This is a genomic window from Variovorax sp. RA8 (assembly GCF_901827175.1).
Taxonomy (GTDB): Bacteria; Pseudomonadota; Gammaproteobacteria; order Burkholderiales; family Burkholderiaceae_C; genus Variovorax.
In genome coordinates, this window is record NZ_LR594662.1 from 4109605 (window position 1) to 4132817 (window position 23213).

Here is a 23213-nt window from a genome sequence, read left to right on the forward strand (position 1 = left end):
CCATTCACACCGTGACTTGGGCCGTGAGCCTGTAGCCCGCGCCGCGCACGGTCTCGACCATCGGCGCCGCCGCGCCGAGCGACTCGCGCAGGCGCTTGACGTGCACGTCGACCGTGCGCTCCTCGATGTAGACGTGATCGCCCCACACCTTGTCCAGCAGTTGGGCGCGGCTGTGCACGCGCTCGGCGTGTTGCATCAGGTAGCCCAACAGCTTGAACTCGGTCGGCCCTACCTTCAGCGGCATGCCTTGCCAGGTCACGCGGTGCGTCGCGGTGTCGAGGGCCAGCTCGCCGATCTCGACGCGCTCGGTCGCCACCTCGGGCGCGCGGCGCCGTAGCACGGCGCGGATGCGCGCCAGCATCTCCTGCGTGGAGAAGGGCTTGGTGATGTAGTCGTCCGCCCCGGCGTCCAGCCCGGCGACCTTGTCGGGCTCGTCGCCGCGCGCTGTCAGCATGAGTATCGGCATGCTCTTCGTGCGCGGATCCTTGCGCCACTGGCGCGCCAGTTGCAGGCCACTCTGGCCCGGCAGCATCCAGTCGAGCAGAACGAGGTCCGGCAGGTAGGCGTCGATCTCGCGCTGCGCCGCCGCGCCGTCCTCCGCCCAGATCGGCTCGAAGCCGTTGTGGCGCAGGTTGACGGCAATCAGCTCGGCGATCGAGGACTCGTCTTCGACGATCAGGACGCGGGGTTTCTTCATTGATGGAAATGAAAGCCTATTGAAGTGCCGACTCGATCTCTTGCATCGAAGTGTGCCGCACGTCGGCGCCCTTGACGATGTAGATGATGAACTCGGCGATGTTCTTCGCATGATCGCCGATGCGCTCGATGGCCTTGGCCAGGAACAGCAGGTCGAGGCTGGCCGAGATGGTGCGCGGGTCCTCCATCATGTAGGTGACCAGCTTGCGCACGAAGCCGTCGAACTCCTGGTCGATCAGGTCGTCGTCCTTGAGGATCGACAGCGCGGCGGCAGTGTCCAGGCGTGCGAAGGCGTCGAGCGCCTTGCGCAGCAGGCCCGAGGCCAGGTCGGCCGCGACACGCAACTCGGTGGAGGGCAGCGCACGCGCCGCTCCGCTCTCGATGATCGACTTGACCATGCGCGCGATCTTGTTGGCCTCGTCGCCCACGCGCTCGAGGTTGGCGGTCGTCTTCGAGATTGCGATCAGGAGGCGCAGGTCGCGCGCCGTCGGCTGGCGCCGCGCGATGATCGAGGAGAGCTCGCGGTCGATCTCGATCTCCATCGCGTTGACGCGTATCTCGGTCTCGATCACCCGATTGGCGGACTCCGTGTCGAACTGGGCCAATGCATACACGGCCTGGTTGATCTGGGACTCGACCATGCCGCCGAGTTCCATCACGCGCGACGAGACCGTGTTCAACTCGCTGTCGAACTGGCTGGAGAGGTGTTTCTCGGTCATGACGCTCCTTTCAGCCGAAACGGCCGGTGATGTAATCCTCGGTCTCTTTGCGCTTGGGCTTGAAGAACAGCTCTTCGGTAGCGCCGACCTCGATCAGGTCGCCCAGGTACATGTAGGCGGTGTAGTCGCTGCAGCGCGCCGCCTGCTGCATGTTGTGGGTCACGATGACCACTGTGTATTCGTTCTTCAGTTCGGCGATCAATTCCTCGATCTTGGCCGTGGAGATCGGGTCCAGCGCCGAGCAGGGCTCGTCGAGCAGCAGCACCTCGGGCTTGATCGCGATGCCGCGGGCGATGCAAAGTCGCTGCTGCTGGCCGCCGGACAGGCCCGAGCCGCTCTGCTGCAGCTTGTCGCGCACCTCGGTCCAGAGCGCGGCCTTCTTGAGCGCCCACTCGACGCGGTCGTCCATCTCGGAGGCGCTCAGGTTCTCGAACAGCTTCACGCCGAAGGCGATGTTGTCGTAGATCGACATCGGGAATGGCGTGGGCTTCTGGAACACCATGCCGACCTTGGCGCGGATCAGCGCCACGTCCTGCTTGGAAGTCAGCAGGTCCTCGCCGTCCAGCGCGATCACGCCCTCGGCGCGCTGCTCCGGATAGAGCTCGAACATGCGGTTGAAGGTGCGCAGCAGCGTCGACTTTCCGCAGCCCGACGGGCCGATGAAGGCGGTGACCTTGTGCTCAGGGATCTCGAGATTGATGCCCTTGAGCGCGTGGAACTTGCCGTAGTAGAAGTTCAGATCCTTGACCGAGATCTTCGCGCGGGACGGCTGTGCAGCGATTGTGGATGGCATGGTGTTCAGAGTTTGTTGCGCGTCACGACGCGAGCGAGGATGTTGAGGCCGAGCACCGCGACGGTGATGAGGAACACACCGGCCCACGCCAGCTTCTGCCAGTTCTCGTAGGGGCTCATTGCGAACTTGAAGATGGTCACCGGCAGGCTCGCCATCGGCCGGGTGATATCCGAGGTCCAGAATTGATTGCTGAGCGCGGTGAACAGGAGCGGCGCCGTTTCGCCCGCGATGCGCGCCACGGCCAGCAGGATGCCCGTGACCACACCGGCGCGCGCGGCACGCAGCGTGATGCTCAGGATGACCTTCCATTTGGGCGTACCCAGCGCATAGGCCGCTTCGCGCAGCCCGGCCGGAATCAACTGCAGCATGTTCTCGGTGGTGCGGATCACCACGGGAATCACGATCAGTGCCAGCGCCAATGCACCCGCCAGGCCCGAGAAGGATTTGAAATAGGCCACCACCACGGCATACACGAACAGGCCGATCACGATCGACGGCGCCGACAGCAGGATGTCGTTGACGAAGCGGATGATGTTCGACAGCCACCCTCTCGCGTTGTACTCGGCAAGGTAGATGCCGGCCATGATGCCGATCGGTGTTCCCACGAAGGTTGCCAGCAGCACCATCACGACAGAGCCGAAGATCGCATTGGCAATGCCGCCCACCTCGTTCGGCGGGGGCGTCATTTGCGTAAAGGTTGCCAGCGCCAGACCGCCGACGCCCAGGCGCAGCGTTTCCCAAAGGATCCAGAACAGCCAGAAGAGGCCGAAAGCCATCGCCGAAAGCGACAGCGCGAGTGCAATGACGTTGATGCGCTTGCGACTGGCGAACTTCGCCGCGCGCGTCTCGTCGAGCGCCTTGGCGCTCAGCAGGCGTTCGGCAGTGCTCATGACTTCGTTCCTTCGCTCTTCTTGAGTTGCTGCAGCAGCACCTTGGACAGCGACAGCACCACGAAGGTGATGAAGAACAGCACCAGGCCCAGGTACATCAGCGAGGCCTGATGCAAGCCTTCGGCCGCCTCGGCAAACTCGTTGGCCAGTACCGACGTAATGCTGTTTGCCGCCTCGAAGACCGAGAGCGAGTTGAGCTGGTTCGTGTTGCCGATCACGAAGGTCACCGCCATCGTTTCACCCAGGGCGCGACCCAGCCCCAGCATGATCCCGCCGATGACGCCGGCCTTGGTATAAGGCAGCACGACTTTCGACACGACCTCCCAGGTCGTGGCGCCGAGACCATAGGCCGACTCCTTGAGCAGCGGCGGCGTGACCTCGAACACATCGCGCATCACCGAAGCGATGAACGGAATGATCATGATCGCAAGGATGATGCCGGCGGAAAGGATGCCGATGCCCACCGGCGGGCCGGACACCAGCGCGCCGAGGTAGGGCACCCCCGCGAGAAGCTTCTGCAGCGGCTGCTGCACGTAGGTGGACAGGATCGGCCCGAACACCAGCAGGCCCCACATGCCGTAGACGATCGAAGGCACCGCTGCCAGCAGTTCGATCGCGGTGCCGAGCGGCCGCTTCAGCCAGGCAGGCGACATCTCGGTCAGGAACAGCGCGATGCCGAAACTGACAGGCACCGCAATGACGAGGGCGATGATCGACGTCGCGATCGTGCCGTAGATCATCACCAGCCCGCCGTACTCGTTCTGCACCGGATCCCAGACGCTGCTGGTGAGGAAGCCGAGGCCGAACTTGGAGATGGCCGGCCACGCCCCAACCAGCAGTGACAGCAGGATGCCGATCAGCATGGCCAGCGTCAGCAGCGCGGCTCCCTTCGCGGCCAGGCCGAACAGGAGGTCGACGGTGGCGCCGGTGCGCGGCTTCCTGGCAGGAGGCGGGCTGGTGGTTGTGCGTGCGTCCTCGGCCGGCATGTCGAGGGGGTTTGCGGTAGCGGGGAAACTGGATGACACAGGGCGCTCCGTAAGCGGCGCGTGCTCGAGCGGGGTGCTCATGACGCGCCGGCTCGCTTACTTGTAGGCGACGGGCTTGCCCGACGCGTCCTTGACTTCGCCCCAGGCCTTGGCAATGGTGGCCTTCACGGCGTCGGGCATCGGCACATAGTCGAGCTCATCGGCAGTCTTGTCGCCATTCTTGTAGGCCCAGTCGAAGAACTTGAGGGTCGCCGCAGCCTGCGCCGGCTTCTCTTGTGTCTTGTGCATCATGATGAAGGTCGCGCCCGAGATCGGCCAGGCATCCTTGCCGGACTGATTGGTCAGGATCTGATAGAACGACTTGCTCCAGTCCGCATTGGCAGCCGCCGCCTTGAAGGCGCTGTCGTCCGGCGAGACGAAGTTGCCGGCCGCATTCTGCATCTGCGCGTAGACCATCTTGTTCTGCTTCACGTAGGCGTACTCGACGTAGCCGATCGAATTGGGCAGGCGACCGACGAAAGCGGCGACGCCCTCGTTGCCCTTGCCGCCGGCACCGGTCGGCCAGTTCACGGCCGTGCCCTCGCCTGCCTTGGCCTTCCATTCGGCGTTGACCTTGCTCAGGTAGTTCGTGAAGATGAAGGTCGTGCCCGAGCCGTCGGCACGGCGCACCGGCGAAATCGCCGCGTCAGGAAGGTTGAGCGAGGCGTTCAGCGCCTTGATCGCCGGGTCGTTCCATTTGGTGATCTTGCCGAGATAGATGTCGCCGAGCACCTGGCCGTTGAGCTTGAGTTCGCCGGGCTTGACGCCCTGGATGTTGACCACGGGCACCACGCCGCCGATGACGGTCGGGAACTGCATCAGGCCCTTGGCCTGGAGGTCTTCATCCTTGAGGGGCATGTCAGACGCGCCGAAGTCGACCGTCTTGGAATCGATTTGCTTCAAGCCGGCGCCCGAGCCGACCGATTGATAGTTGATCTTGACGCCGGTCGACTTGTTGTAGTCGCCCGCCCACTTCGCATAGAGCGGCGCCGGGAACGTGGCACCGGCACCGGTGACATCTTGCGCAAAGGCAGGAGCGCAGGCGAAGGCCGCGGCAACCAGGCCGGCGGCTGCAAACTTGAACGTCGTTTTCATGGAGCTTCCTTTTCGATATGCCGAAGAACCCTTTTCGGGGCACTGGCAGGAACTCTAGGAAGCTTGTGTGACATCGGTGTGACACCGTTCTCCAGAGGGAAAACCGGGCTCCGTGGTCGCGGATTGTATGACGCTGTCACACAAACGTCATGTGCGATGCCTAGCCTCGGTGGGCCCGCCGTGCGGCCGCAGCCTACGCGGCACAGCACGGCCGTGAGGCTACGATCGGGGCCCTGGCCTTCTCCATCTCAACATGCAAAACGGAACCCGCCTCGCCGCGGTCGATCTCGGCTCGAACAGCTTCAGGCTCGAAATCGGCCGGGTCGACCATGGCCAGATCCACCGCACCGAATACCTGAAGGAGACCGTCCGCCAGGGCAACGGCCTGGACGCGGCCCGCAATCTCACGCCCGAGGCCATGCAGCGCGGCTGGGACGCCCTCGCCCGTTTTGGCGAGCGGCTGGCGGGCTTCAAGCGCTCGCAGGTCCGCGCCGTGGCTACCCAGACCTTGCGCGAAGCCCGCAATCGCGACGAATTCCTGCTGCGCGCGCGCACCATCCTGGGCTTCGGCATCGACGTCATCACCGGCCGCGAGGAGGCTCGCCTCATCTACCAGGGCGTGGCGCACCTGCTGCCCCATACCGATGCCTCGAACCGGGAGCGCCGGCTGGTGGTGGACATCGGCGGCCGCTCGACCGAGATGATCATCGGCACGGGCCTGGAAGCGACCGTGACCGAGTCGTACCGGGTCGGCAGCGTCGCCTGGTCGATGAAGCATTTCCCCGAGGGCCAGTTCACCACCGGCGCCTTCCGGGCCGCGGAGATCGCCGCCAAGGCAGTGCTGGACGAAGCGCTCGGCACCTACGTGCCCGATCGCTGGGACGTGGCCTACGGCGCGTCGGGCACCATCGGCGCGGTCGGCGACGTGCTGGCTGCCGCCGGCGGCGAGCCCGGCCTGATCACGCGCGAGGGGCTGGACTGGCTGGTCGAGCGCCTGCTCAAGGCCGGCAGCGCCGAGCGCCTGCGCATCGAGGGCATGCGGGAAGACCGCAAGGCGGTGATCGGCGGCGGCGTGAGCGTGCTGCGGGCCGTCTTCGACCTGCTCGAGATCGAGGAAATGAGGGTGGCGCAGGGCGCCCTGCGCCACGGCGTGCTGTATGAGCTGCTCGAGCGCGACGAGAGCGTGGCCGACCTGCGCGCCGCCACGGTCGCCCGCCTGGCCAGTCGCTTCGCCGTCGACACCGCCCAGGTGCGACGGGTCGGCGAGACCGCCGCGGCGCTGTTCCTGCAACTGGAGCCGGCCTCGCGCGGCGCCAGCACTACGAGCCGTGCGGGGCGTGCCTTGCGCAAGCTCGGGTGGGCCGCGCAGTTGCACGAGATCGGCACGCACATCTCGCACAGTGACTATCACAAGCACGGCGCCTATATCCTGGACAACACGGACGCGCCGGGCTTCGCGGTCAACGAGATGCATTGGCTCAGCCAACTGGTGCTGGGCCACCGGGGCAAGCTGCGCAAGCTCGAGGGCGCGCTGGACGACGAGACCTTCGTGCCCCAGCTGCTGGCGCTGCGGCTGGCGGTGATCCTGGGCCATGCACGGCGCGATCCCGACCTGGAGGCGCTGCGGCTGGTGCGCGCCGACAGCCGGCTCTTCATCCTGACATGCCGCAGCGGTTGGTCGGAGACCTATCCTCAATCGGCCCACCTGCTGCGCGAGGAAGTGCTGGCCTGGCAGAAGACCCCCTGGCGGGTCCAGCTCGAGGGCTGCTGAAGCGCAAGCGCAGGGCGGCGTGCTCCGCCGCCTGCCTACAGCAGTTCCGGCGACTGCACCGTCACCACCACGGTCTGAACGTCGCCGTCGCGCTCGCGCGTCCGGATCCACCAGACGGCGCCCTTGCGCACCGGGCAGCTGTCCTGCTTCAGCCCGAGCAGCAGCGAGATCGCCTCGCCCAGCGAGGGTTGGTGGCCGACCAGCAGCACCACCGACTTGCCATTGGGCCAGCCGGCCGACGCCAGCAGCGCGTCGGCCGTGGTGTCGGGCGAGAGCTCGCTGCGCAGTTTGTACTTGCGGCCCAGCGCGAGCACCGTCTGCTCGCAGCGCCGCGCCGGGCTGCAGACGATGCGCGTGCCCTCGGGCAACTGTCGGTCCAGCCAGGCCGCCATGCGCTTGGCCTGCTTCTCGCCCCGCGACGTCAACGAGCGCTGCATGTCATCGCAGCCTTCGGTCCAGTCCTCGGCCTCGGCATGGCGCCAGAAGATCAGGTCCATGCAGCCCTCACACGCGCGAGGCGGCCCGGCCGCGGCCTCGCGACGAATAGCGGACCATGAGCGCGGTCTGCGCACCGTGCGCCTGGACGGCACGCGGCGCACCCTCCTCTCCCTGGTGCGTGTCATGGTTCACCCGGCGGTAGGTGCCGTCGGCGCCGAGGTCCCAGGCATCGCGGCCGTCATGCAGGTAGGCCACCAGGCATTCGTCGATCAGGCGTTGGCGCAGCACCGGGTCGGTCACCGGCCAGGCCAGCTCGATGCGCCGCAGCATGTTGCGGTTCATCCAGTCGGCGCTCGACAGGTAGAGCGCCTCGTCCTCGCCCTCCCGGAAATAGAAGACCCGCGAATGCTCGAGAAAGCGGCCGATGACCGAGCGGACGCGGATGTTGTCGGTCAGGCCTGGCACCTGGGCCGGCAGGGTGCAGGCGCCGCGCACGATCAGGTCGATCTTCACGCCCTTGCGGCCGGCGCCGACCAGGGAGGCGATCAAGGCCTCATCGGTCAGCGCATTCATTTTCACGACGATGCGCGTGGGCACGCCCCGCACGGCAGCGACCCCCAGCGCGTCGATGCGGGCAATCAGGTTGCGGTGCAGGTCGAACGGCGCCATCCACATGCGGTTGAGCTTCGGCAGCCGGCTCTGGCTGGCCATGTGTACGAACACGGCCTCCATGTCAGCCGTCAGCAGCGGGTCGGCAGTCAGGTGGCTGATGTCGGTGTAGAGCCTGGCGGTGCGCGGGTTGTAGTTGCCGGTGGAGAGGTGGCCGTAGCGCCGCATCGCCTTGCCCTCGCGCCGCGTCACCAGCAGCATCTTGGCGTGGGTCTTGAGGCCGACCACGCCATAGACCACCTGGGCGCCGATCGACTCGAGCATCTCGGCCCAGTTGATGTTGGCTTCCTCGTCGAAGCGTGCCTTGAGCTCCACCACCACCGTGACTTCCTTGCCTCGGCGGACTGCCTCGCGCAGCAGCTCCATGAGCTCGGAATCGGCGCCGGTGCGGTAGATGGTCTGCTTGATCGCGAGCACCTGCGGGTCCTGCACCGCCTCGCGCAGGAAGGCGAGCACGCCCTCGAAACTCTCGAAAGGCTGGTGGATCAGCGCATCGCCTGCCTGCAGCCGCTCGAAGAAGGACTGACCCGGCGACAGCGAGACCGGATAAGACGCCTGGTAGGGCGCGAAGCGAAGCTGCGGCTCCTCCAGCAGGTCGATCAGCTGCGTGAGCCGCGCCAGGTTGACCGGCCCGTGCACCCGGTAGAGCGCTTCCGGCGGCAGGTCGAACTGCGCGAGCAGGAAGCTCGCGAGCGACTCGGCGCAGCTGGCCGAGACCTCCAGCCGCACGGCCTGCCCGAAGTGGCGGTGCTGCAGCCCCTGGCGCAGCGCGGTGCGCAGGTTCTTGACGTCCTCCTCGTCGACCGCCAGGTCGGAATGGCGCGTGACGCGGAACTGCGAGAAGTCGCCCACCTCGCGCCCCGGGAACATGCCCTGCAGGTGCGCCCGCACGATGCTCGAGAGCGCGACGAACAGCTTCTTGCCGCCGGACACCCGGGCCGGCATCGCAATCATGCGCGGCAGCACCCGCGGCACCTTGACGATGGCGATCGGGTTCTCGCGGCCGAAGGCGTCCTTGCCGCTCAGGCGCACGATGAAGTTGAGCGACTTGTTGGCGACTTGCGGGAAGGGATGGGCGGGATCGAGCCCCACGGGAATCAGCAGCGGCCGGACCTCACGCTCGTAATAGTCGCTCAACCACTTGCGCTGCGCCGCATTGCGCTCGCCATGCGAAATGACATGGATGCCTTCCTTCGCGAAGGTCGGCATCAGCTCGCCGTTGTACAACGCGTACTGCCGGCCCACCAGGGTATGGGCCGCCTCGGACAGTCGAGCGAAGGAATCGACGGTGTAGTTGCCCTTTCGGTCGCCGGCGGTATTGGCTGCCAGGTGCGGCGCCATCCGGACCTCGAAGAACTCGTCGAGATTGGACGAGACGATGCACAGATAGCGCAGCCGCTCGATCAGGGGCACCTCCGGCCGATAGGCCCAGTCGAGCACGCGCTCGTTGAAAGCCAGGATGCTGTGGTCGCGGTCGAGCAGGGTCAGCGATGACCCCACGGTGACAGGCGGGCTGTCGGCGAGGGCAGGTGAAGAAGCGAAATTGTCTGGAACAACGGGCACAGGAATGGTCGCATGCAAGGACATGACAGTGTCGAACGACATCGTGACACTTCCATGACAACTGTGTGACGCTCTTTCCGGGCTGTCAATTGCCCAGGAAATGCTTGCGGTAGCGGGCCGGCAGGTCTTCGATGCGCATCAGCATGGGCAGATCGGCGGTGTTGAAGTCCGGATCCCAGGCCGGCGGGCCGAGCACCTTGGCTCCCAGCCGCAGGTAGCCCTTGATCAGGGCCGGCGGCTCGATGTCCAGGTCGCCGTCGAGGCGGTGAACAGGCAGGGGCAGGCGCGGCTGCACCTGGTACTGGATCGGCGCCATGTGCGTGGCCGAGAGCTGGCGCCAGATGCTGGCGGCGGCGTCGCCGCTGGTCACGCCGTTGAGCCACATCGGGATGCTGGCGCAGCCGATCATGGTATCGAGCTTGTTGCGGTTCATGAAGGCCGCGAGCGCCCCCCACAACGCGAGGATCACGCCGCCCTGGCGGTGGTCGGCATGCACGCAGCTGCGGCCCAGCTCGACCATGCGCTCGCGCAGGTCGCGCAGGCGCGTCAGGTCGAATTCGGTGTCGCTGTAGGTGCTACCCACGCGGCGGGCCTGGGCCGGCGTCAGCACGCGGTAGGTGCCGATCACCTGGCGCGTGGTCTCGTCGCGCACCAGCAGGTGCTCGCAGAAGTCGTCGAACAGGTCGACGTCATGGCCTTCCAGCGTGGTGTTCAGGCGCGCGCCCATCTCACCGGCGAACACGTCATGGCGCAGGCGCTGCGCGGCACGGACGTCGTCCTGGTGGCGCGCCCAGCTCACGCTGATGCCGCTGCGGCCGGCGTCGATCGTCTCGGGAAGGGTGACGGGCACCGCAGGCACGGGAACGGCCGCCGGCGTGCGGCCCTGGGCAGGCCAAAGGGCGGCGCACAATCCCAGTTGCGAGAACGGAAACGTCGGCGTGGGCAGTTCTTTCATGCGGGAACCCTTTCTGCCGACGAAGTCTGTGAGCACGCAATGAAACACGCGTGTCACTCCGATGGCAGTTGCATGACGTGTCACGCCAACCCGGCCTTTGGGGGTTTAATGCCAGGCGATGCGCCCCCAGGAGTTTTTTTCTATGACGGCCGAATCCACCTCCAGCACCATTGAAAGCCGGCGCCACCAGATGTTCCCGACGCTGAGCGTTGCCGATATCGAGCGCGTCCGGCGCTTCGGCACCCTGCGGCGCTACGGGCGCGGCGACTGCCTCTTCCGCGCCGGCGAGCCCGGGCCGGGCATGTTCGTGGTGCTGAAGGGCATCGTGGCGATCACGCAACGCGACGGGCTGGGCCGCGTGGTGCCCATCGAGCGCCAGGGGCCCGGCCAGTTCCTGGCCGAGATCGCACAGCTCTCGGGCCGCCCCGCCCTCGTGGACGGTCATGCCGACGAGGATGTCGAAGCCCTGCTGGTCCCGCCCGAGCACCTGCGCGCACTCATCATCGCGGAAGCCGACCTCGGGGAGCGCCTGGTGCGCGCCATGATCCTGCGCCGTGTTGCGCTGATCGAATCGGGCGCCAGCGGCCCGGTGCTGATCGGGCCGCCGCAATCGGCTCCCTTGCTTCGGCTGCAGAACTTCCTGGGGCGCAACGGCCACCCCTACCATGTGGTCGACGCCACGCAGGACGCCGACGCCCAGGCCCTCCTCGAGCAGTACGGCGAGGCCGAGCTCCTGGTGGTCTGCCCCGACGGCTCGGTCGCCTCCAATCCGAGCGAGAACGCCTTGGCGCTGTGCCTCGGCATGGTCGATTCCGCCGAGCACGACGATTTGTTCGATGTGCTGGTGGTGGGCGCCGGTCCGGCGGGCCTCGCAACTGCCGTCTACGCAGCCTCCGAAGGCTTGCGCGTGATGACCATCGATTGCCGCTCCTTCGGCGGCCAGGCCGGCGCCAGTGCGCGTATCGAGAACTACCTTGGCTTCCCGACCGGCATCTCGGGCGGCGCCCTGGCGGGCCGCGCCTTCGTGCAGGCGCAGAAGTTCGGCGTGGAGATGCTGATTCCGGCGCAGGCGCACTCCATGGACTGCACCGGTGCCGAAACCCGCGGCGAGATCTCGGTCCGGCTCGCCGACGGCCGGCGGCTGCGCGCGAGGACGGTGGTCATCGCCAGCGGCGCCCGCTACCGCCGGCCAGAGGTGCCGCGGCTGGCCGATTTCGAAGGCCGTGGCATCTGGTATTGGGCTTCCGCGCTGGAAGCCAAGCTGTGCGCCAGGCAGGAGGTCGCCCTGGTCGGCGGCGGCAACTCGGCGGGCCAGGCCGCGGTCTTCCTCTCGCAGCATGTGAGCAAGCTCAACCTGCTGGTGCGCGGCCCATCGCTCGCGGCGACCATGTCGCGCTACCTGATCGACCGCATCGCGGCCACGCCCAACATCGAGCTGCACCCCTACACCGAGCTGATCCAGCTGCATGGCGACCCCGGTTCGGGCCTCGACGGCGCCACCTGGCGCGACCGCCAGAGCGGTGCCGAGTACCAGTGCCCGGCCCGCAACATCTTCCTGTTCATCGGCGCCGTGCCGGAGACCGACTGGCTCGAGGGCTGCGGGGTCGCAGTCGACAAGCATGGCTTCGTGCTCACGGGCGACGCGGCGCGCGGCGGCTTTCCGGCCCGCCCTGCCGCCGCGTTGGAAACCAGCGTGCCGGGCGTGTTCGCGGTCGGCGACGTGCGCGCGGGCTCGGTCAAGCGCGTGGGTGGCGCCATCGGCGAAGGCGCCGCGGTGGTTGCGCTGATCCACAAGCACCTGGCACCGAGCGCGGTCGCCGCCTGAATGGCGGCACGGCGGCTGCCGGCTTCCGGGAAGCGCCCTGCATGAAAGACCACCGGCCGCTATGCTGGCCGGCCGTCTTTCATCCGTGGAACCCTTCGCATGTCCCAAGCCCTCATCGACCTCTATTCCTGGCCTACGCCCAACGGCCACAAGATCCACATCATGCTGGAGGAGTGCGGCCTGCCCTACCGCGCGCACCCGGTCAACATCGGCAAGGGCGACCAGTTCGAGCCGGGCTTCCTCAAGATCAGCCCCAATAACAAGATCCCGGCCCTCACCGACCCCGAGGGCCCGGACGGCAAGCCGATCTCGCTCTTCGAGTCCGGCGCCATCCTGGTCTACCTGGCCGGCAAGACCGGCCGCTTCATGCCCGAGAGCGACCGGGGGCGCTACGACGTGCTCCAGTGGCTGATGTTCCAGATGGGCAGCGTCGGCCCGATGCTCGGCCAGGCCCATCACTTCCGGCTCTACGCGCCCGAGAAGATCCCCTACGCGATCGACCGCTACACCAACGAGGCGAAGCGCCTGTACGGCGTCATCGACAAGCAGCTCGCGAACCACGCCTTCATCGCCGGCGACAGCTACACGATCGCCGACATCGCCATCTTCCCCTGGCTGCGCAACTGGGAGGGCCAGGGCATCGCGCTGGCCGACTTCCCGCACCTGAAGAAGTGGTTCGAAGGCATCGCCGCCCGGCCCGCCGTGCAGCGCGGCGTCAAGGTGCTGGCGGACCTGCGCCAGCCCATCACGGGCGACAAGGAACGCGAGATCCTGTTCGGCAAGAAGCAATACGAGCGTCGCTGAGGGCGTGGCGCCGCCCGGCGCAGGCTAGAATCGCAGGCTCGTCGGGGTGTAGCGCAGCCTGGTAGCGCATCTGCTTTGGGAGCAGAGGGTCGAAGGTTCGAATCCTTTCGCCCCGACCATCAAAAAGTGAATGCCGGTAGCGACTTAGCGTCGTTACCGGCATTTTGCTTTCTGGAGATCGGCCCTCCGCTCAGGCCTTTCTTGCGCGCTCGATCGTCCGCGAGCTGCGTGGGGCCCGCCTCGCTGGCTTCCTGGGCCCGAAGAGCCCGGCCGCCGCAGGTGCTGGCGGCTCGAGCACCCGCTCCATGCCGCGAGCGAAGGTCCGGCAGGCCAGATCGAACTCGGCGACCGCCTGGAGATATTCGCGACGCGCAGCTTTCGTGCTCATGGCCGGAAGGTACCTCAATTGACGGATCGCCGTGGACCCACTGGCGCCCCCTCTACTCAACTGGCCGGGAACTGCTCAGGCATCGGCTCCGGCGGCGGCTCCTGCTCGGGCGAGGGCTCCTTCTCGGGCCGCTCGCCGCGACCCAGATCCTCGATCATCTTCTCGCCGACGGGATCCGGGCCATCGAGGGGGATCGATTCCTCGAAGGCGATTTCCGGTTCCTCGTTGGGCGTCGCTCGGGTGGTGTTGGTACTCATATGGAACTCCATCTGGAATTGCACCTTGGCGCCCGACGCGGCATGGATGCCTCGGGCAAACTCCTCAGACCCTGTCGGCCGAAGCCGACGCGGTGCCGGCACACCGTAAAATCGCGCACCTTCCCACTGCCCGTAGCTCAGTTGGATAGAGCATCGGCCTTCTAAGCCGAATGTCGGGGGTTCGATCCCCTCCGGGCAGGCCAATCTCGAGGATCACGCAGTCGGCGCCGGCCGGCCTGCAGCGCCTTGGCGAAGCGCTCCGGCCTGGAGGCCGGCACGAACAGGAAGCTGCGCGCACGCGTAACGGCGGACACGGCCATCTCAGATCGCCCCCGCACTGCGCATCGACACGATCTGCGCCTCGCTGCGGCCCAGTTCGCGCAGGATCGCCTCGCTGTGCTCGCCCACGTCCGGTACCGCCCCCATGCGGTAGTCGAAGCTGCTGTGCACGCCCGGGGGCAGCATGGCCTGCAGCACTCCTGCCGGCGATCCGATGGTGCGAAAGCGCCCGCGGGCCTGGAGCTGAGGGTGTTCCCACAGCTCGCCCACCTCGTTGACCCGCGCATTCGCGATCTGCGCCTCTTCCAGCCGGGCGATGACCTGCTGCGCGCTCAGCGCGCCGAAGGCCTTCTCGATCAGTGCCCTGAGTTCGGCGCGGTTATGACTGCGCTTGGCATTGGCATCGAAGCGCGGATCGGCCGCCAGGTGCGGCTGCTGCAGCACCTTTTCGCAGAAGGACTTCCACTCGCGCTCGTTCTGCAGGCCCAGCATCACGGTCTTGCCGTCCCCCGCCATGAAGGGGCCGTAGGGGAAGATGGTGGCGTGCGAGGCGCCATTGCGAGAGGGCGCGGCCTGCCCCTCGTAGGCGTAGTACATGGGGAAGCCCATCCACTCGCCCATCGCCTCCAGCATCGACACGTCGATGCGCGAGCCTTTGTCGGTCTGCGCGCGCTGCAGCAGCGCCGCCAGGATGCCGGTGTAGGCATACATGCCCGCGGCGATGTCGGCGATGGAATTGCCGGCCTTGCAAGGTTCGTCGGGCGTGCCCGTGACCGACAGGAAGCCGGCCTCGCTCTGCACCAGCAGGTCGTAGGCCTTCTTGTCGCGGTACGGACCGTCGTTGCCGTAGCCCGAGATGTCGCACACGATCAGCCGGGGATGGCGTGCGCTCAGCGCTTCGTAGCCCAGCCCCATGCGCGCGGCGGCGCCGGGCGCGAGGTTCTGCACCAGCACGTCGGCCTTCGCGATCAGGTCCTTCAGGGCAGCAATCGCCTCCGGCTGCTTCAGGTCAAGCGCGAGGCTCTCCTTCGAGCGGTTCACCCACACGAAATGCGAGGCCAGGCCCTGGGTTCGATCGTCATAGGCGCGGGCGAAGTCGCCGACGCCGGGGCGCTCCACCTTGATCACTCGCGCGCCCAGGTCGGCGAGCTGGCGCGTGCAGAACGGGGCGGCGATCGCATGCTCGAGCGATACGACGGTGATGCCGTCGAGGGGCATGGGCATGTCAGAAGCTCCGCGGCAGGCCGAGCACATGCTCGCCGACATGGCTCAGGATCATGTTGGTGGAAATGGGCGCCACCTGGTACAGGCGCGTTTCGCGGAACTTGCGCTCCACGTCATATTCGCAGGCGAAGCCGAAGCCGCCGTGCGTTTGCAGGCAGGCGTTGGCCGCTTCCCAACTGGCCTTGGCGGCCAGGTATTTGGCCATGTTGGCCTCGGTGCCCGCGTTCTGGCGGGCATCGATCTTCTCGCAGGCGCGCCAGCGCATCAGGTTGGCGGCCTCCAGCTCGATAAAGGCCTCGGCCAGCGGAAACTGGATGCCCTGGTTCTGCCCGATGGGGCGGCCGAACACCTTGCGCTCGCCGGCGTAGTCGCGCGCCTTCTCCAGGAACCAATAGCCGTCGCCGATGCATTCGGCCGCAATCAGCGTGCGCTCGGCGTTCAGGCCGTCGAAGATCACCTTCAGGCCCTTGCCTTCGGTGCCCAGCAGCGCGTCCTTGGGCAGCTCGAGGTTGTCGAAGAACAGCTCGTTGGTCTCGTGATTGACCATGTTCGGGATGGGCCGCACCGTGAGGCCCTTGCCAATGGCCTTGTCCAGCTCGATGACGAAGCACGACAGGCCGTCGCTCTTCTTCTGCACCTGCTCCAGCGGCATGGTGCGCGCCAGCAGGATCAGCAGGTCGCTGTGCTGCACACGCGAGATCCAGACCTTCTGGCCGTTGACGACCCAGCGGCCGTCCTTGCGCACGGCGGTGGTCTTGAGCTTGGTGGTGTCGCTGCCGGTGGTGGGCTCGGTCACGCCCATGGACTGCACGCGCAGCTCGCCGGCGGCGATCTTCGGCAGGTAGCGCGCCTTCTGCTGCTCGGTGCCGCTGAACACGATGGTGTTCATCACGTACATCTGGCCGTGGCACGCGCCGGAGTTGCCGCCCGAGCGGTTGATCTCTTCCATGATGACCGAGGCCTGGGCCATCGACAGGCCGGGGCCGCCGAACTCCTGCGGGATCAGCGCAGCGAGCCAGCCGGCCTTGGTCAGCGCGTTGACGAATTCCTCGGGGTAGCCGCGCGCCTCGTCGATCTTGCGGTGGTACTCGGCCGGGAACTGGCGGCACAGGTCGCGCACCGCGTCGCGGATCTCGTGGTGGTTGTTGGAGCTGGTCTTGTCGAGCATGGTCGTGAGGAGATGAAGAGGGTTTCAGCGGATCCTGGCCGTGGCCTGCATGGTGAGCCAGCCTTCGTGGTCGCGCGCCCACAGCTGGATGGTCCTGCCGTCTTCCGACGGCTGGCCGTGCACGCTGAAGGGATGCGGGTCGATAGTGGGTCGCACGGCCTTGAATGAGAAGTCCGTCACCACGGCCTCCGGTGCATGGCGGCGCAGCAGGTCCAACAGCAGCGTGGCGATCAGCGGCCCGTGGACCACCAGGCCGGCATAGCCTTCCTCCGCCGTAGCGTAGGGACGGTCGTAGTGGATGCGGTGGCCGTTGAAGGTGAGCGCGGAGTAGCGGAACAGCAGCACCGGATCGGGCACGATCTCGCGCGACCAGGCCGCTTCGGCCGGCGCTGGCGTGGGCGGCGGGGACGTGTCGCCGGGGCGGGCCGGCGCGCGGTAGACGATGTCTTGCTCCTCGCTGATGCACAGCGTCTCGCCGCGACGGATCTCATGCTGCACCAGCGCGAACACCAGGTCGCCGGTGCGGCCGGCTTTGTGCGTCACCGAAGCGATGCGCGAGACGCGCTGCACCGCATCGCCCACCCGCAGCGGCGCGCGCCACTGCAGACGCCCGCCCGCCCACATCCGTCGTGGCAGCGGCACCGGCGGCAGGAAGCCGCCCAAGCGCGGATGGCCGTCAGCGCCCAGCTCATGCTGCGGCGCACGCGGCAGGAAGTACAGCCAGTGCCACAGCGGCGGCAGCGCGTTGCCGGTCGCATCGTCCTCGCAATCGAGCGCCGCCGCCAGGCCGCGGATGGGCGCGGCGGTGATGCTGTCGTCCAGCGTTTCGCTGCGGCCTTCCCAGGTCCTCAGGTGGGCGAGCACCTCGGGCGTGATACGGGGACTCACGGAATCGTTCTGCATGCCGCTATCGTCCCTGCTCTCACCCGCCAGCACAATGCGCAAGTTCGAGACGGAGCCTTCCAAATTTCAGAAGGCTGCTCTAATCGGCCGATGGACTTCGACCCACTGGACCTCCGTCTTTTCCAGTCGATCGCGCAGCTGTCGAACATCACGCGCGCCGCCGAGGCACAGCATCTGTCCCTGCCGGCGGCAAGCGCGCGCGTACGAGCACTGGAGGAGCACGCCGGCGTTCCCCTGTTCCAGCGCGAGGCGCGCGGCGTGCGGCTGACGCCGGCGGGCGAGGCCTTTCTCCACCACGCGCGCGGCATCCTGGGGCAGACCGAGCAGCTACGGCTGGACATGCGCGAGTACGCCCGCGGCCTGCGCGGCCACGTGCGCATCCATGCCAACACGACGGCGGTGACGGACATCCTGCCGGTCGTGCTGCCCGACTTCCTGCGGACCAACCCCAAAGTGAACGTGGAGCTGCAGGAGCGGCAGAACCCGGAGATCGCGCAGGCCGTGCTGGATGCACGGGCCGATGTGGGTATCGTCTCGATGCGCATGGAGACTCCGGGCCTGCGCGCCATCCACTTCAGCACCGACCGCCTGGTGCTGGTGGTGCCGAAGGGGCACCGGCTGGCCCGCCGCAAGCGCGTCTCACTGGCTGCCACGCTGGACGAATCACACGTGGGCATGCATGCCGGCAGCACGCTGCGCGAGCACCTGTCGCAGGTCACGGCGCTGATGGGCCGCTCGCTGCACTTCCGCGTGGAGCTGGCCAGCTTCGACGCGATGTGCCGGATGGTGGCGGCCGGCGTAGGCATCAGCGTGATCCCCGAAATCAGCGCGCGCCGCAACCTGGCGACGCTGCCCATCGTGCAGGTGGAGCTGTCCGACGACTGGCGCGTGCGCGACCGCTACGTGCTGGTGCGCGCCGGCGAGGCACTGCCTGCCTATGCCGACGCGCTGATCGCCGCGCTGCTGCGCTACGGCGCGAATGCGCGGCAGGCCAACTCACCCGACAGGAGCGGCAATCCCGCTGGCAGGGGGAAGGTCTTTCGGACTTAGCGATCCACCCCGGACTACGGAACTCGCGGCGAACTTCTCCAGCTGAAACGCAAGCGATGGGTGCCGGTGCTGCCTGGTCGAAATCCACCCCGCGAAGGCCTTGCGCCTGCACGCGAACGAGCCGGCTGCCGACCGGCAAGGCGGCTTCGGTATGCATGATCGGCGCCATGTCCGACCTCGCCGCCCTCTTCTCCTTCGACTTCCCCGCATGGGAGATGATGCTCCGGGGCACCATGATCTACTGGGCACTGCTCATCGTCTTCCGCTTCGTGCTCCGACGGGACGTCGGATCGATGGGCATGGCCGATCTGCTGTTCGTGGTGCTGGTGGCCGATGCGGCCAGCAACGCGATGCAGGGCGACTACAAGACCATCAGCGATGGCCTGGTGTTGCTCTCGACCCTGGTCGGCTGGAATTTCCTTCTCGACTGGCTGAGCTATCGGTTCGACATCGTCTCGCGCCTGCTGGAGCCGCCGCCGGAGATCCTCGTGCGGCGCGGCAGGCCGGTGCGCCGGATCCTGCGGCGCCAGAAGATCACGCTCGACGAGCTCGCCGGCAAGCTGCGCGAGCAGGGCGTGGAGCGCATCGAGGATGTCCGCGTGGCGCGGCTCGAGAGCGACGGCCAGCTCAGCGTGTTCAAGTATGGGCAGCGCGACGACGACGCAGCGAAGGCGACGCAACACCGCAGCGCGCGGCCCGGCGACACTCACTGAGTGAACAGCACCACGATCGACCTGCAGGACGCCGCCGTCGGCCTGGCCGTGACCCTGGGGGTCGGCCTCTTGATCGGCATCGAGCGCGAACGCCGCAAGGGGCAAGGCGAGGACCGGGCCGCCGCGGGTTTGCGCACCTTCACCGTCGCGGCGTTGGCCGGGGCGCTGGCGCAACTGCTGCCGATGCCAGGCCTGGTGGTGCTCGGCGCGGGCGTCGTGGCGCTGCTGGCCGCGCTCTCCTACTGGAAGAGCCAATCGCGGGATCCGGGGCTGACGACGGAGCTGGCGCTGTTCGTCACGTACCTGATCGGTGTGCAAACGATGCTGGCACCCGCCCTGGGCGCCGCCTGCGGGGCCGGCCTGGCCCTGCTGCTGGCAGCGCGGCGGCGGCTCCACCGCCTCGCCACCGACTTGCTGAGCGAGCAGGAGCTGCACGACGGCCTGCTGCTCGCCGCCCTCGCACTGATCGTGCTGCCGTTGATCCCGTCACGGCCGATCGCGCTGCTTGGCGGCATCGACCCGCGGCCGCTGGCGGCGATGGTGGTGCTGATCCTCGCGATCCAGGCCGCGGGGCATATGGCGGTGCGTTGGCTGGGCGCGCGCGCCGGCATGCTGGGCTCCGGCTTCGTCTCGGGCTTCATCTCGAGCACGGCGACAGTGGCCTCCTTCGGCAGCAAGGCGAGGGCCCAGCCGGCGCAGGCCGTCGTGCTGGCAGGCGGCGCGGCGCTGTCGGGCGTCGCGACCTGGGTGCAGGCGCTGGTGCTAAGCGCGGCGCTGTCCCCGGCCGCGGCGGCCGCACTGCTGCCGGTGGCGCTGGCCGGCGCCGCCGGGGCGGCAGCCATCGGCGTGCTGCCACTGCTGTCGCGCAGGTCGCAGGCCAGGATCGAGCCGCCTTCCGGTGCACGCAGCGCGCTGCGTCCGCGCGAGGCGCTGGCGGTGGCGGTGGCATTGGCCATCGTCGCCCTGCTGGTGAGCAATGCGCAGATCCGTTTCGGCGATGCCGGCCTGCAGATCAGCGTCGCCCTGGCCGCCCTGGCCGACGCCCATTCGCCGATCGCTTCCATGGCCTCGCTGCATGCGGCCGGCAAGCTGACCGCGGAGCACTTCGTGCGCGGCGCCCTGATCGCCGTCAGCGCCAACACGCTGACCCGCTGCACGGTGGCCGTGATGGCAGGCGGACCGGCTTACGCGCTGCGCGTGGGCGGTGCGTTGGTCCTCAGCCTGGCGCTGGCGTGGACGGCGGCGCTGCTGCTGTCCGGCGCGGGTTGAGCAAGAGTCATGGCTCTCAGGCCCCGAGTGCCGGGGCCCTCGGAAAGCGTTTCATCATGCTGCGCCCCAGGGGGGTTATGGCGGTGACGGTGGCCGGCGGCTGTTCATAGCCATCCATGGTCCGCACGGGTCGGGGGATCATCGCCTTCACATGGCCGGCGAGGGTCAGCACGCGCAAGGCGTCGACGTCGGAGCCGGTGTTGACGGCGATGGGCAGATCGTGCTCTGCCAAACGATGGAGCAGGGAGATGGGCACCTCGCGAGTATGCCGGCTCGCCAATGCGAGGCCGGGCATCCGAATGCAGGAGACGCAAAGATGCCGCGAAGGATGGGGAAAAAAGCACAAACCATTTGCCGGTCTCTTTCGCACCGTTTGCGAGACCTTCGTGTCCTTCAAGGATCCCCGGGTTGCGGCCCGAAGCGCGGCGCGCGCCGCTCGATGTTGGCGCGCACGGCCTCGACCTGGTTGGCGCTGCCGATCAGCGCCTTCTGCTCGACCGACTCGGCCAGCAGCAGGTCGGCCGCGCAGTGCGCCGTCGCCGCGTTCAGCAGCCGCTTGCCGGCGCGGATGGCGTCGGGACTCTTCTGCGCGATCTCATGCGCCATCCGCAGGGCATCGGCCAGCGGGTCGGTCGACACGCGCGTCGCGAAGCCCAGCGCCACCGCCTCCTCGCCGGAGAAGACGCGGCCGGTGAACGTGAGCTCGCGCACCACGTCGGTTCGCGCCAGCTCGCGCATCAGGACCATGCCGCCCATGTCGGGCACCAGGCCCCACTTGATTTCCATGACCGACAGCCGGGTGTCCGGAGCGACCAGCCGGATGTCGGCACCCAGGGCCACCTGCAGCCCGCCGCCGAAGGCCACGCCGTGCACGGCGGCGATCACCGGCACCGGCACCTCGCGCCAGACCATGGCGACCTGCTGCGCCGCGTTGGCGATGCCGTGGGTGCGCACCAGCAGGTCGGACACCGCATGCCGGCCGATGACGCCGCTGCCGGCGCCCTGCTCCATGCGCTCGAAGGACTGCATGTCCAGCCCCGCGCAGAAGGCCTTGCCGCGGCCGGCGAGCACCACGGCGCGCACGCGTGCGTCCTGCCGCAGCTGCTCGCCGGCGTCGATCAGCGCGTCGAACATCGACGGGTCGAGCGCGTTCATCTTGTCGGCGCGCGCCAGCTGCAGCTCCACCACGCCGTCGGGGTGGCGGATCGTTTCGATGCGTTCGTTCATGCCATGTCTCCGGTATTTTTGCGATGCCAGTATCGATGCTCGGCGATGATCGCGCCTGTCGTCCAGCCAGCACCACAGCACCTCCAGGAGCAGACATCATGGCCATCCGCATCGTCCGTCTCGGCAGCGAGCGCGCCCCCGGCGAAGGCTTGCGCATCGGCACCGTGCGCCGCCCGCCGCGCGGCGTGCCGAAGTCCGAGTTCGCCTCGCAGAACTGGTACGACGTCTGGTACCCCAACCTCGCGCCCTCGGTCGAGACCATGAAGGCCGCCCAGGCCGCCGAGACGCCGGCGCAATGGACCGCCTTCGGGCGCAAGTTCAAGGCCGAGATGGCCGAGCCCGACGCCAGCCGCAGCCTGGACCTGCTGGCGGCGCTCTCGCACCAGAGCGCCTTCTCGATCGGCTGCTACTGCGAGGACGAGTCGCATTGCCACCGCTCCTTCCTGCGCGAACTGCTGAAGGCGCGCGGGGCGAAGATCGTGGGCTAGTTTTCCCTATCTTTGCGCCTTGTCCTTCTGGTTCTGCGCCTCGATGCGCTCGCGCGCTTCCTGCCATTGGGCGTCGCTCCACTCGCGCAGCTCGTAGAAGTTGCCGCCGGTGGCCAGGGCGTGGCCGCCGTCCATCATGATGCTCTGGCCTGTAAGCCAGTCGCACTGGCCGGGGGCCATCAGGAAGGCGGCCAGGTTCTGCAGCTCGCTCATCCGGCCGGTGCGCGCCATCGGGTTGCGCAGCTTGCTGCGCGCGCCGGGCTCCTCGCCCGGATTGAGGCGCTTGCTCATGCCTTCGGTCGGGATCTCGCCCGGCCCGACCGCGTTGAGCCGGATGCCGTAGCGCGCCCATTCGGTCGCCAGCGACTTGGTCATCACTTCCACGCCGGCCTTGCTCATGGCCGAGGGCACGACGTAGGGGCCGCCGTTGTCGACCCAGGTCACGATGATGCTCATGACACTGCGGTACGGGTCGCTCGGCTGCCACTGCCCGGCCTTGGCCTCGGCGATCCAGCGCTTGCCCACCGCCTGGGTCACGTAGAAGCTCCCGTGAAAGACGATGTTGGCGACGGCATCGAAAGCACGCGAGGACAGGCTCTCGGTCGGCGCGACGAAGTTGCCGGCCGCGTTGTTGACCAGCCCGGTCAGTCCGCCGCTCTGCCAGAGCGCCTCGACCATCTCCTCCACGCTCTGCGCATTGCGGATGTCGACCCCGAAGGCATCGACCCTGCGGCCGGGGAACTGCGTGCGCCATTGCGCCGCCGTCTCCTCGACGACCGACTGGCGCCGGCCGCAGATCGCGACGTCCGCGCCCAGTCCCAGGAAGCGCTCGGCCATGGCTTTGCCGAGCCCGGTGCCGCCGCCGGTCACGAGAATGCGACGGCCGGCCATGAGATCGCTTTGGTACATGTGGGTCTCCTCGTTGAATGAGCTGTGCAGGCACATCGTAGAGCGAGCCGGGCGAGCCGGTAAGCTCCCAAGGTGACAGCAGCGCCCAAGGACAC

23 protein-coding genes and 2 tRNA genes are annotated in these 23213 nt (G+C 67.7%); 9 read left to right on the forward strand and 16 right to left on the reverse strand.

Annotated features, from left to right (window positions below; all coding sequences use genetic code 11):
• Positions 1–4: 4 nt before the first annotated feature.
• The 6 genes from phoB to pstS are packed head-to-tail and all read right to left on the reverse strand — an operon-like array spanning position 5 to position 5218.
• A complete protein-coding gene (phoB, locus tag E5P3_RS19235) occupies positions 5–697 on the reverse strand; it encodes a phosphate regulon transcriptional regulator PhoB (protein WP_162587428.1) in 693 nt (230 codons plus the stop codon).
• Between the two features lie 16 nt (positions 698–713).
• Entirely contained in the window at positions 714–1415 is a 702-nt protein-coding gene (gene phoU / locus E5P3_RS19240) for a phosphate signaling complex protein PhoU (protein WP_162587429.1), read from the reverse strand.
• Positions 1416–1425: 10 nt separating this feature from the next.
• Positions 1426–2208 (reverse strand): phosphate ABC transporter ATP-binding protein PstB, encoded by a 783-nt coding sequence (gene pstB, locus E5P3_RS19245; protein WP_162587430.1) that lies wholly within the window; start codon positions 2206–2208, stop codon positions 1426–1428.
• 5 nt (positions 2209–2213) lie between these two features.
• On the reverse strand, positions 2214–3098 hold the full coding sequence (gene pstA / locus E5P3_RS19250; RefSeq protein WP_162587431.1) for a phosphate ABC transporter permease PstA: 885 nt from the start codon (positions 3096–3098) through the stop codon (positions 2214–2216).
• Positions 3095–4165, reverse strand: a complete 1071-nt coding sequence (gene pstC, locus E5P3_RS19255) for a phosphate ABC transporter permease subunit PstC (RefSeq protein ID WP_162587432.1) — start codon at positions 4163–4165, stop codon at positions 3095–3097. Before pstC ends, pstA begins: the two co-directional genes overlap by 4 nt.
• A 15-nt stretch (positions 4166–4180) precedes the next feature.
• Positions 4181–5218, reverse strand: a complete 1038-nt coding sequence (gene pstS / locus E5P3_RS19260) for a phosphate ABC transporter substrate-binding protein PstS (RefSeq protein ID WP_162587433.1) — start codon at positions 5216–5218, stop codon at positions 4181–4183.
• A 253-nt stretch (positions 5219–5471) separates the two neighbouring features.
• Between pstS and E5P3_RS19265 the strand changes: the two genes are divergently transcribed.
• Positions 5472–6989 carry a Ppx/GppA phosphatase family protein gene (locus E5P3_RS19265; protein ID WP_162587434.1) on the forward strand — a complete coding sequence of 506 codons (1518 nt, stop codon included), beginning with the start codon at positions 5472–5474 and terminating at the stop codon, positions 6987–6989.
• 35 nt (positions 6990–7024) lie between these two features.
• Here the strand turns inward: E5P3_RS19265 and E5P3_RS19270 are convergent, their stop codons facing one another.
• The 3 genes from E5P3_RS19270 to E5P3_RS19280 form a co-directional block, all read right to left on the reverse strand.
• Positions 7025–7486, reverse strand: coding sequence for a SixA phosphatase family protein (locus E5P3_RS19270; protein WP_162587435.1), 462 nt, complete (start codon positions 7484–7486; stop codon positions 7025–7027).
• Between the two features lie 7 nt (positions 7487–7493).
• Entirely contained in the window at positions 7494–9683 is a 2190-nt protein-coding gene (gene ppk1, locus E5P3_RS19275) for a polyphosphate kinase 1 (protein ID WP_162589757.1), read from the reverse strand.
• Positions 9684–9744: 61 nt separating this feature from the next.
• Entirely contained in the window at positions 9745–10614 is an 870-nt protein-coding gene (locus E5P3_RS19280; RefSeq protein ID WP_162587436.1) for a GNAT family N-acetyltransferase, read from the reverse strand.
• 142 nt (positions 10615–10756) lie between these two features.
• Here E5P3_RS19280 and E5P3_RS19285 point away from each other — a divergent pair, with 142 nt between their 5' ends.
• The 3 genes from E5P3_RS19285 (at position 10757) to E5P3_RS19295 (ending at position 13362) form a co-directional block, all read left to right on the forward strand.
• Entirely contained in the window at positions 10757–12439 is a 1683-nt protein-coding gene (locus E5P3_RS19285) for an FAD-dependent oxidoreductase (protein ID WP_232073206.1), read from the forward strand.
• A gap of 99 nt (positions 12440–12538) precedes the next feature.
• Positions 12539–13243, forward strand: coding sequence for a glutathione binding-like protein (locus E5P3_RS19290; RefSeq protein WP_162587438.1), 705 nt, complete (start codon positions 12539–12541; stop codon positions 13241–13243).
• A gap of 42 nt (positions 13244–13285) precedes the next feature.
• A tRNA-Pro gene (locus E5P3_RS19295) sits at positions 13286–13362 on the forward strand.
• Positions 13363–13687: 325 nt separating this feature from the next.
• Here E5P3_RS19295 and E5P3_RS19300 read toward each other — a convergent pair.
• The gene (locus tag E5P3_RS19300) at positions 13688–13888 is read right to left on the reverse strand and encodes a hypothetical protein (protein ID WP_162587439.1); all 201 of its coding nucleotides are present in this window, start codon (positions 13886–13888) and stop codon (positions 13688–13690) included.
• Between the two features lie 126 nt (positions 13889–14014).
• Here E5P3_RS19300 and E5P3_RS19305 point away from each other — a divergent pair.
• Positions 14015–14091 (forward strand) — tRNA-Arg (locus E5P3_RS19305).
• A 118-nt stretch (positions 14092–14209) separates the two neighbouring features.
• On the opposite strand, the gene E5P3_RS19310 is transcribed toward E5P3_RS19305, so the two are convergent.
• Genes E5P3_RS19310 through E5P3_RS19320 form a run of 3 tightly spaced genes read right to left on the reverse strand, consistent with a single transcriptional unit; the run spans position 14210 to position 17462 of the window.
• Positions 14210–15391 (reverse strand): CaiB/BaiF CoA transferase family protein, encoded by a 1182-nt coding sequence (locus tag E5P3_RS19310; RefSeq protein WP_162587440.1) that lies wholly within the window; start codon positions 15389–15391, stop codon positions 14210–14212.
• Position 15392: 1 nt separating this feature from the next.
• Positions 15393–16559 carry an acyl-CoA dehydrogenase family protein gene (locus E5P3_RS19315; RefSeq protein WP_162587441.1) on the reverse strand — a complete coding sequence of 389 codons (1167 nt, stop codon included), beginning with the start codon at positions 16557–16559 and terminating at the stop codon, positions 15393–15395.
• A 24-nt stretch (positions 16560–16583) separates the two neighbouring features.
• Positions 16584–17462, reverse strand: a complete 879-nt coding sequence (locus E5P3_RS19320) for an FAS1-like dehydratase domain-containing protein (protein WP_162587442.1) — start codon at positions 17460–17462, stop codon at positions 16584–16586.
• A gap of 90 nt (positions 17463–17552) precedes the next feature.
• On the opposite strand from E5P3_RS19320, the gene E5P3_RS19325 reads away from it, so the two are divergent.
• From E5P3_RS19325 to E5P3_RS19335, 3 genes are all read left to right on the forward strand, one after another.
• On the forward strand, positions 17553–18512 hold the full coding sequence (locus E5P3_RS19325) for a LysR substrate-binding domain-containing protein (RefSeq protein ID WP_162587443.1): 960 nt from the start codon (positions 17553–17555) through the stop codon (positions 18510–18512).
• Between the two features lie 167 nt (positions 18513–18679).
• Positions 18680–19225, forward strand: coding sequence for a DUF421 domain-containing protein (locus tag E5P3_RS19330; protein ID WP_162587444.1), 546 nt, complete (start codon positions 18680–18682; stop codon positions 19223–19225).
• The gene (locus tag E5P3_RS19335) at positions 19226–20494 is read left to right on the forward strand and encodes an MgtC/SapB family protein (protein WP_232073208.1); all 1269 of its coding nucleotides are present in this window, start codon (positions 19226–19228) and stop codon (positions 20492–20494) included.
• Positions 20495–20510: 16 nt separating this feature from the next.
• Here the strand turns inward: E5P3_RS19335 and E5P3_RS19340 are convergent, their stop codons facing one another.
• Together E5P3_RS19340 and E5P3_RS19345 are read right to left on the reverse strand one after the other, a co-directional pair.
• The gene (locus E5P3_RS19340) at positions 20511–20891 is read right to left on the reverse strand and encodes a hypothetical protein (RefSeq protein WP_162587445.1); all 381 of its coding nucleotides are present in this window, start codon (positions 20889–20891) and stop codon (positions 20511–20513) included.
• Positions 20888–21721, reverse strand: a complete 834-nt coding sequence (locus E5P3_RS19345) for a crotonase/enoyl-CoA hydratase family protein (protein WP_162587446.1) — start codon at positions 21719–21721, stop codon at positions 20888–20890. Before E5P3_RS19345 ends, E5P3_RS19340 begins: the two co-directional genes overlap by 4 nt.
• Before the next feature lie 98 nt (positions 21722–21819).
• Here E5P3_RS19345 and E5P3_RS19350 point away from each other — a divergent pair, with 98 nt between their 5' ends.
• Positions 21820–22209 carry a DUF488 domain-containing protein gene (locus tag E5P3_RS19350; RefSeq protein WP_162587447.1) on the forward strand — a complete coding sequence of 130 codons (390 nt, stop codon included), beginning with the start codon at positions 21820–21822 and terminating at the stop codon, positions 22207–22209.
• A gap of 6 nt (positions 22210–22215) precedes the next feature.
• Here the strand turns inward: E5P3_RS19350 and E5P3_RS19355 are convergent, their stop codons facing one another.
• Positions 22216–23118: an SDR family oxidoreductase gene (locus E5P3_RS19355; protein WP_162587448.1), complete on the reverse strand. Its 903-nt coding sequence runs from the start codon at positions 23116–23118 to the stop codon at positions 22216–22218.
• Positions 23119–23213: the final 95 nt, after the last annotated feature.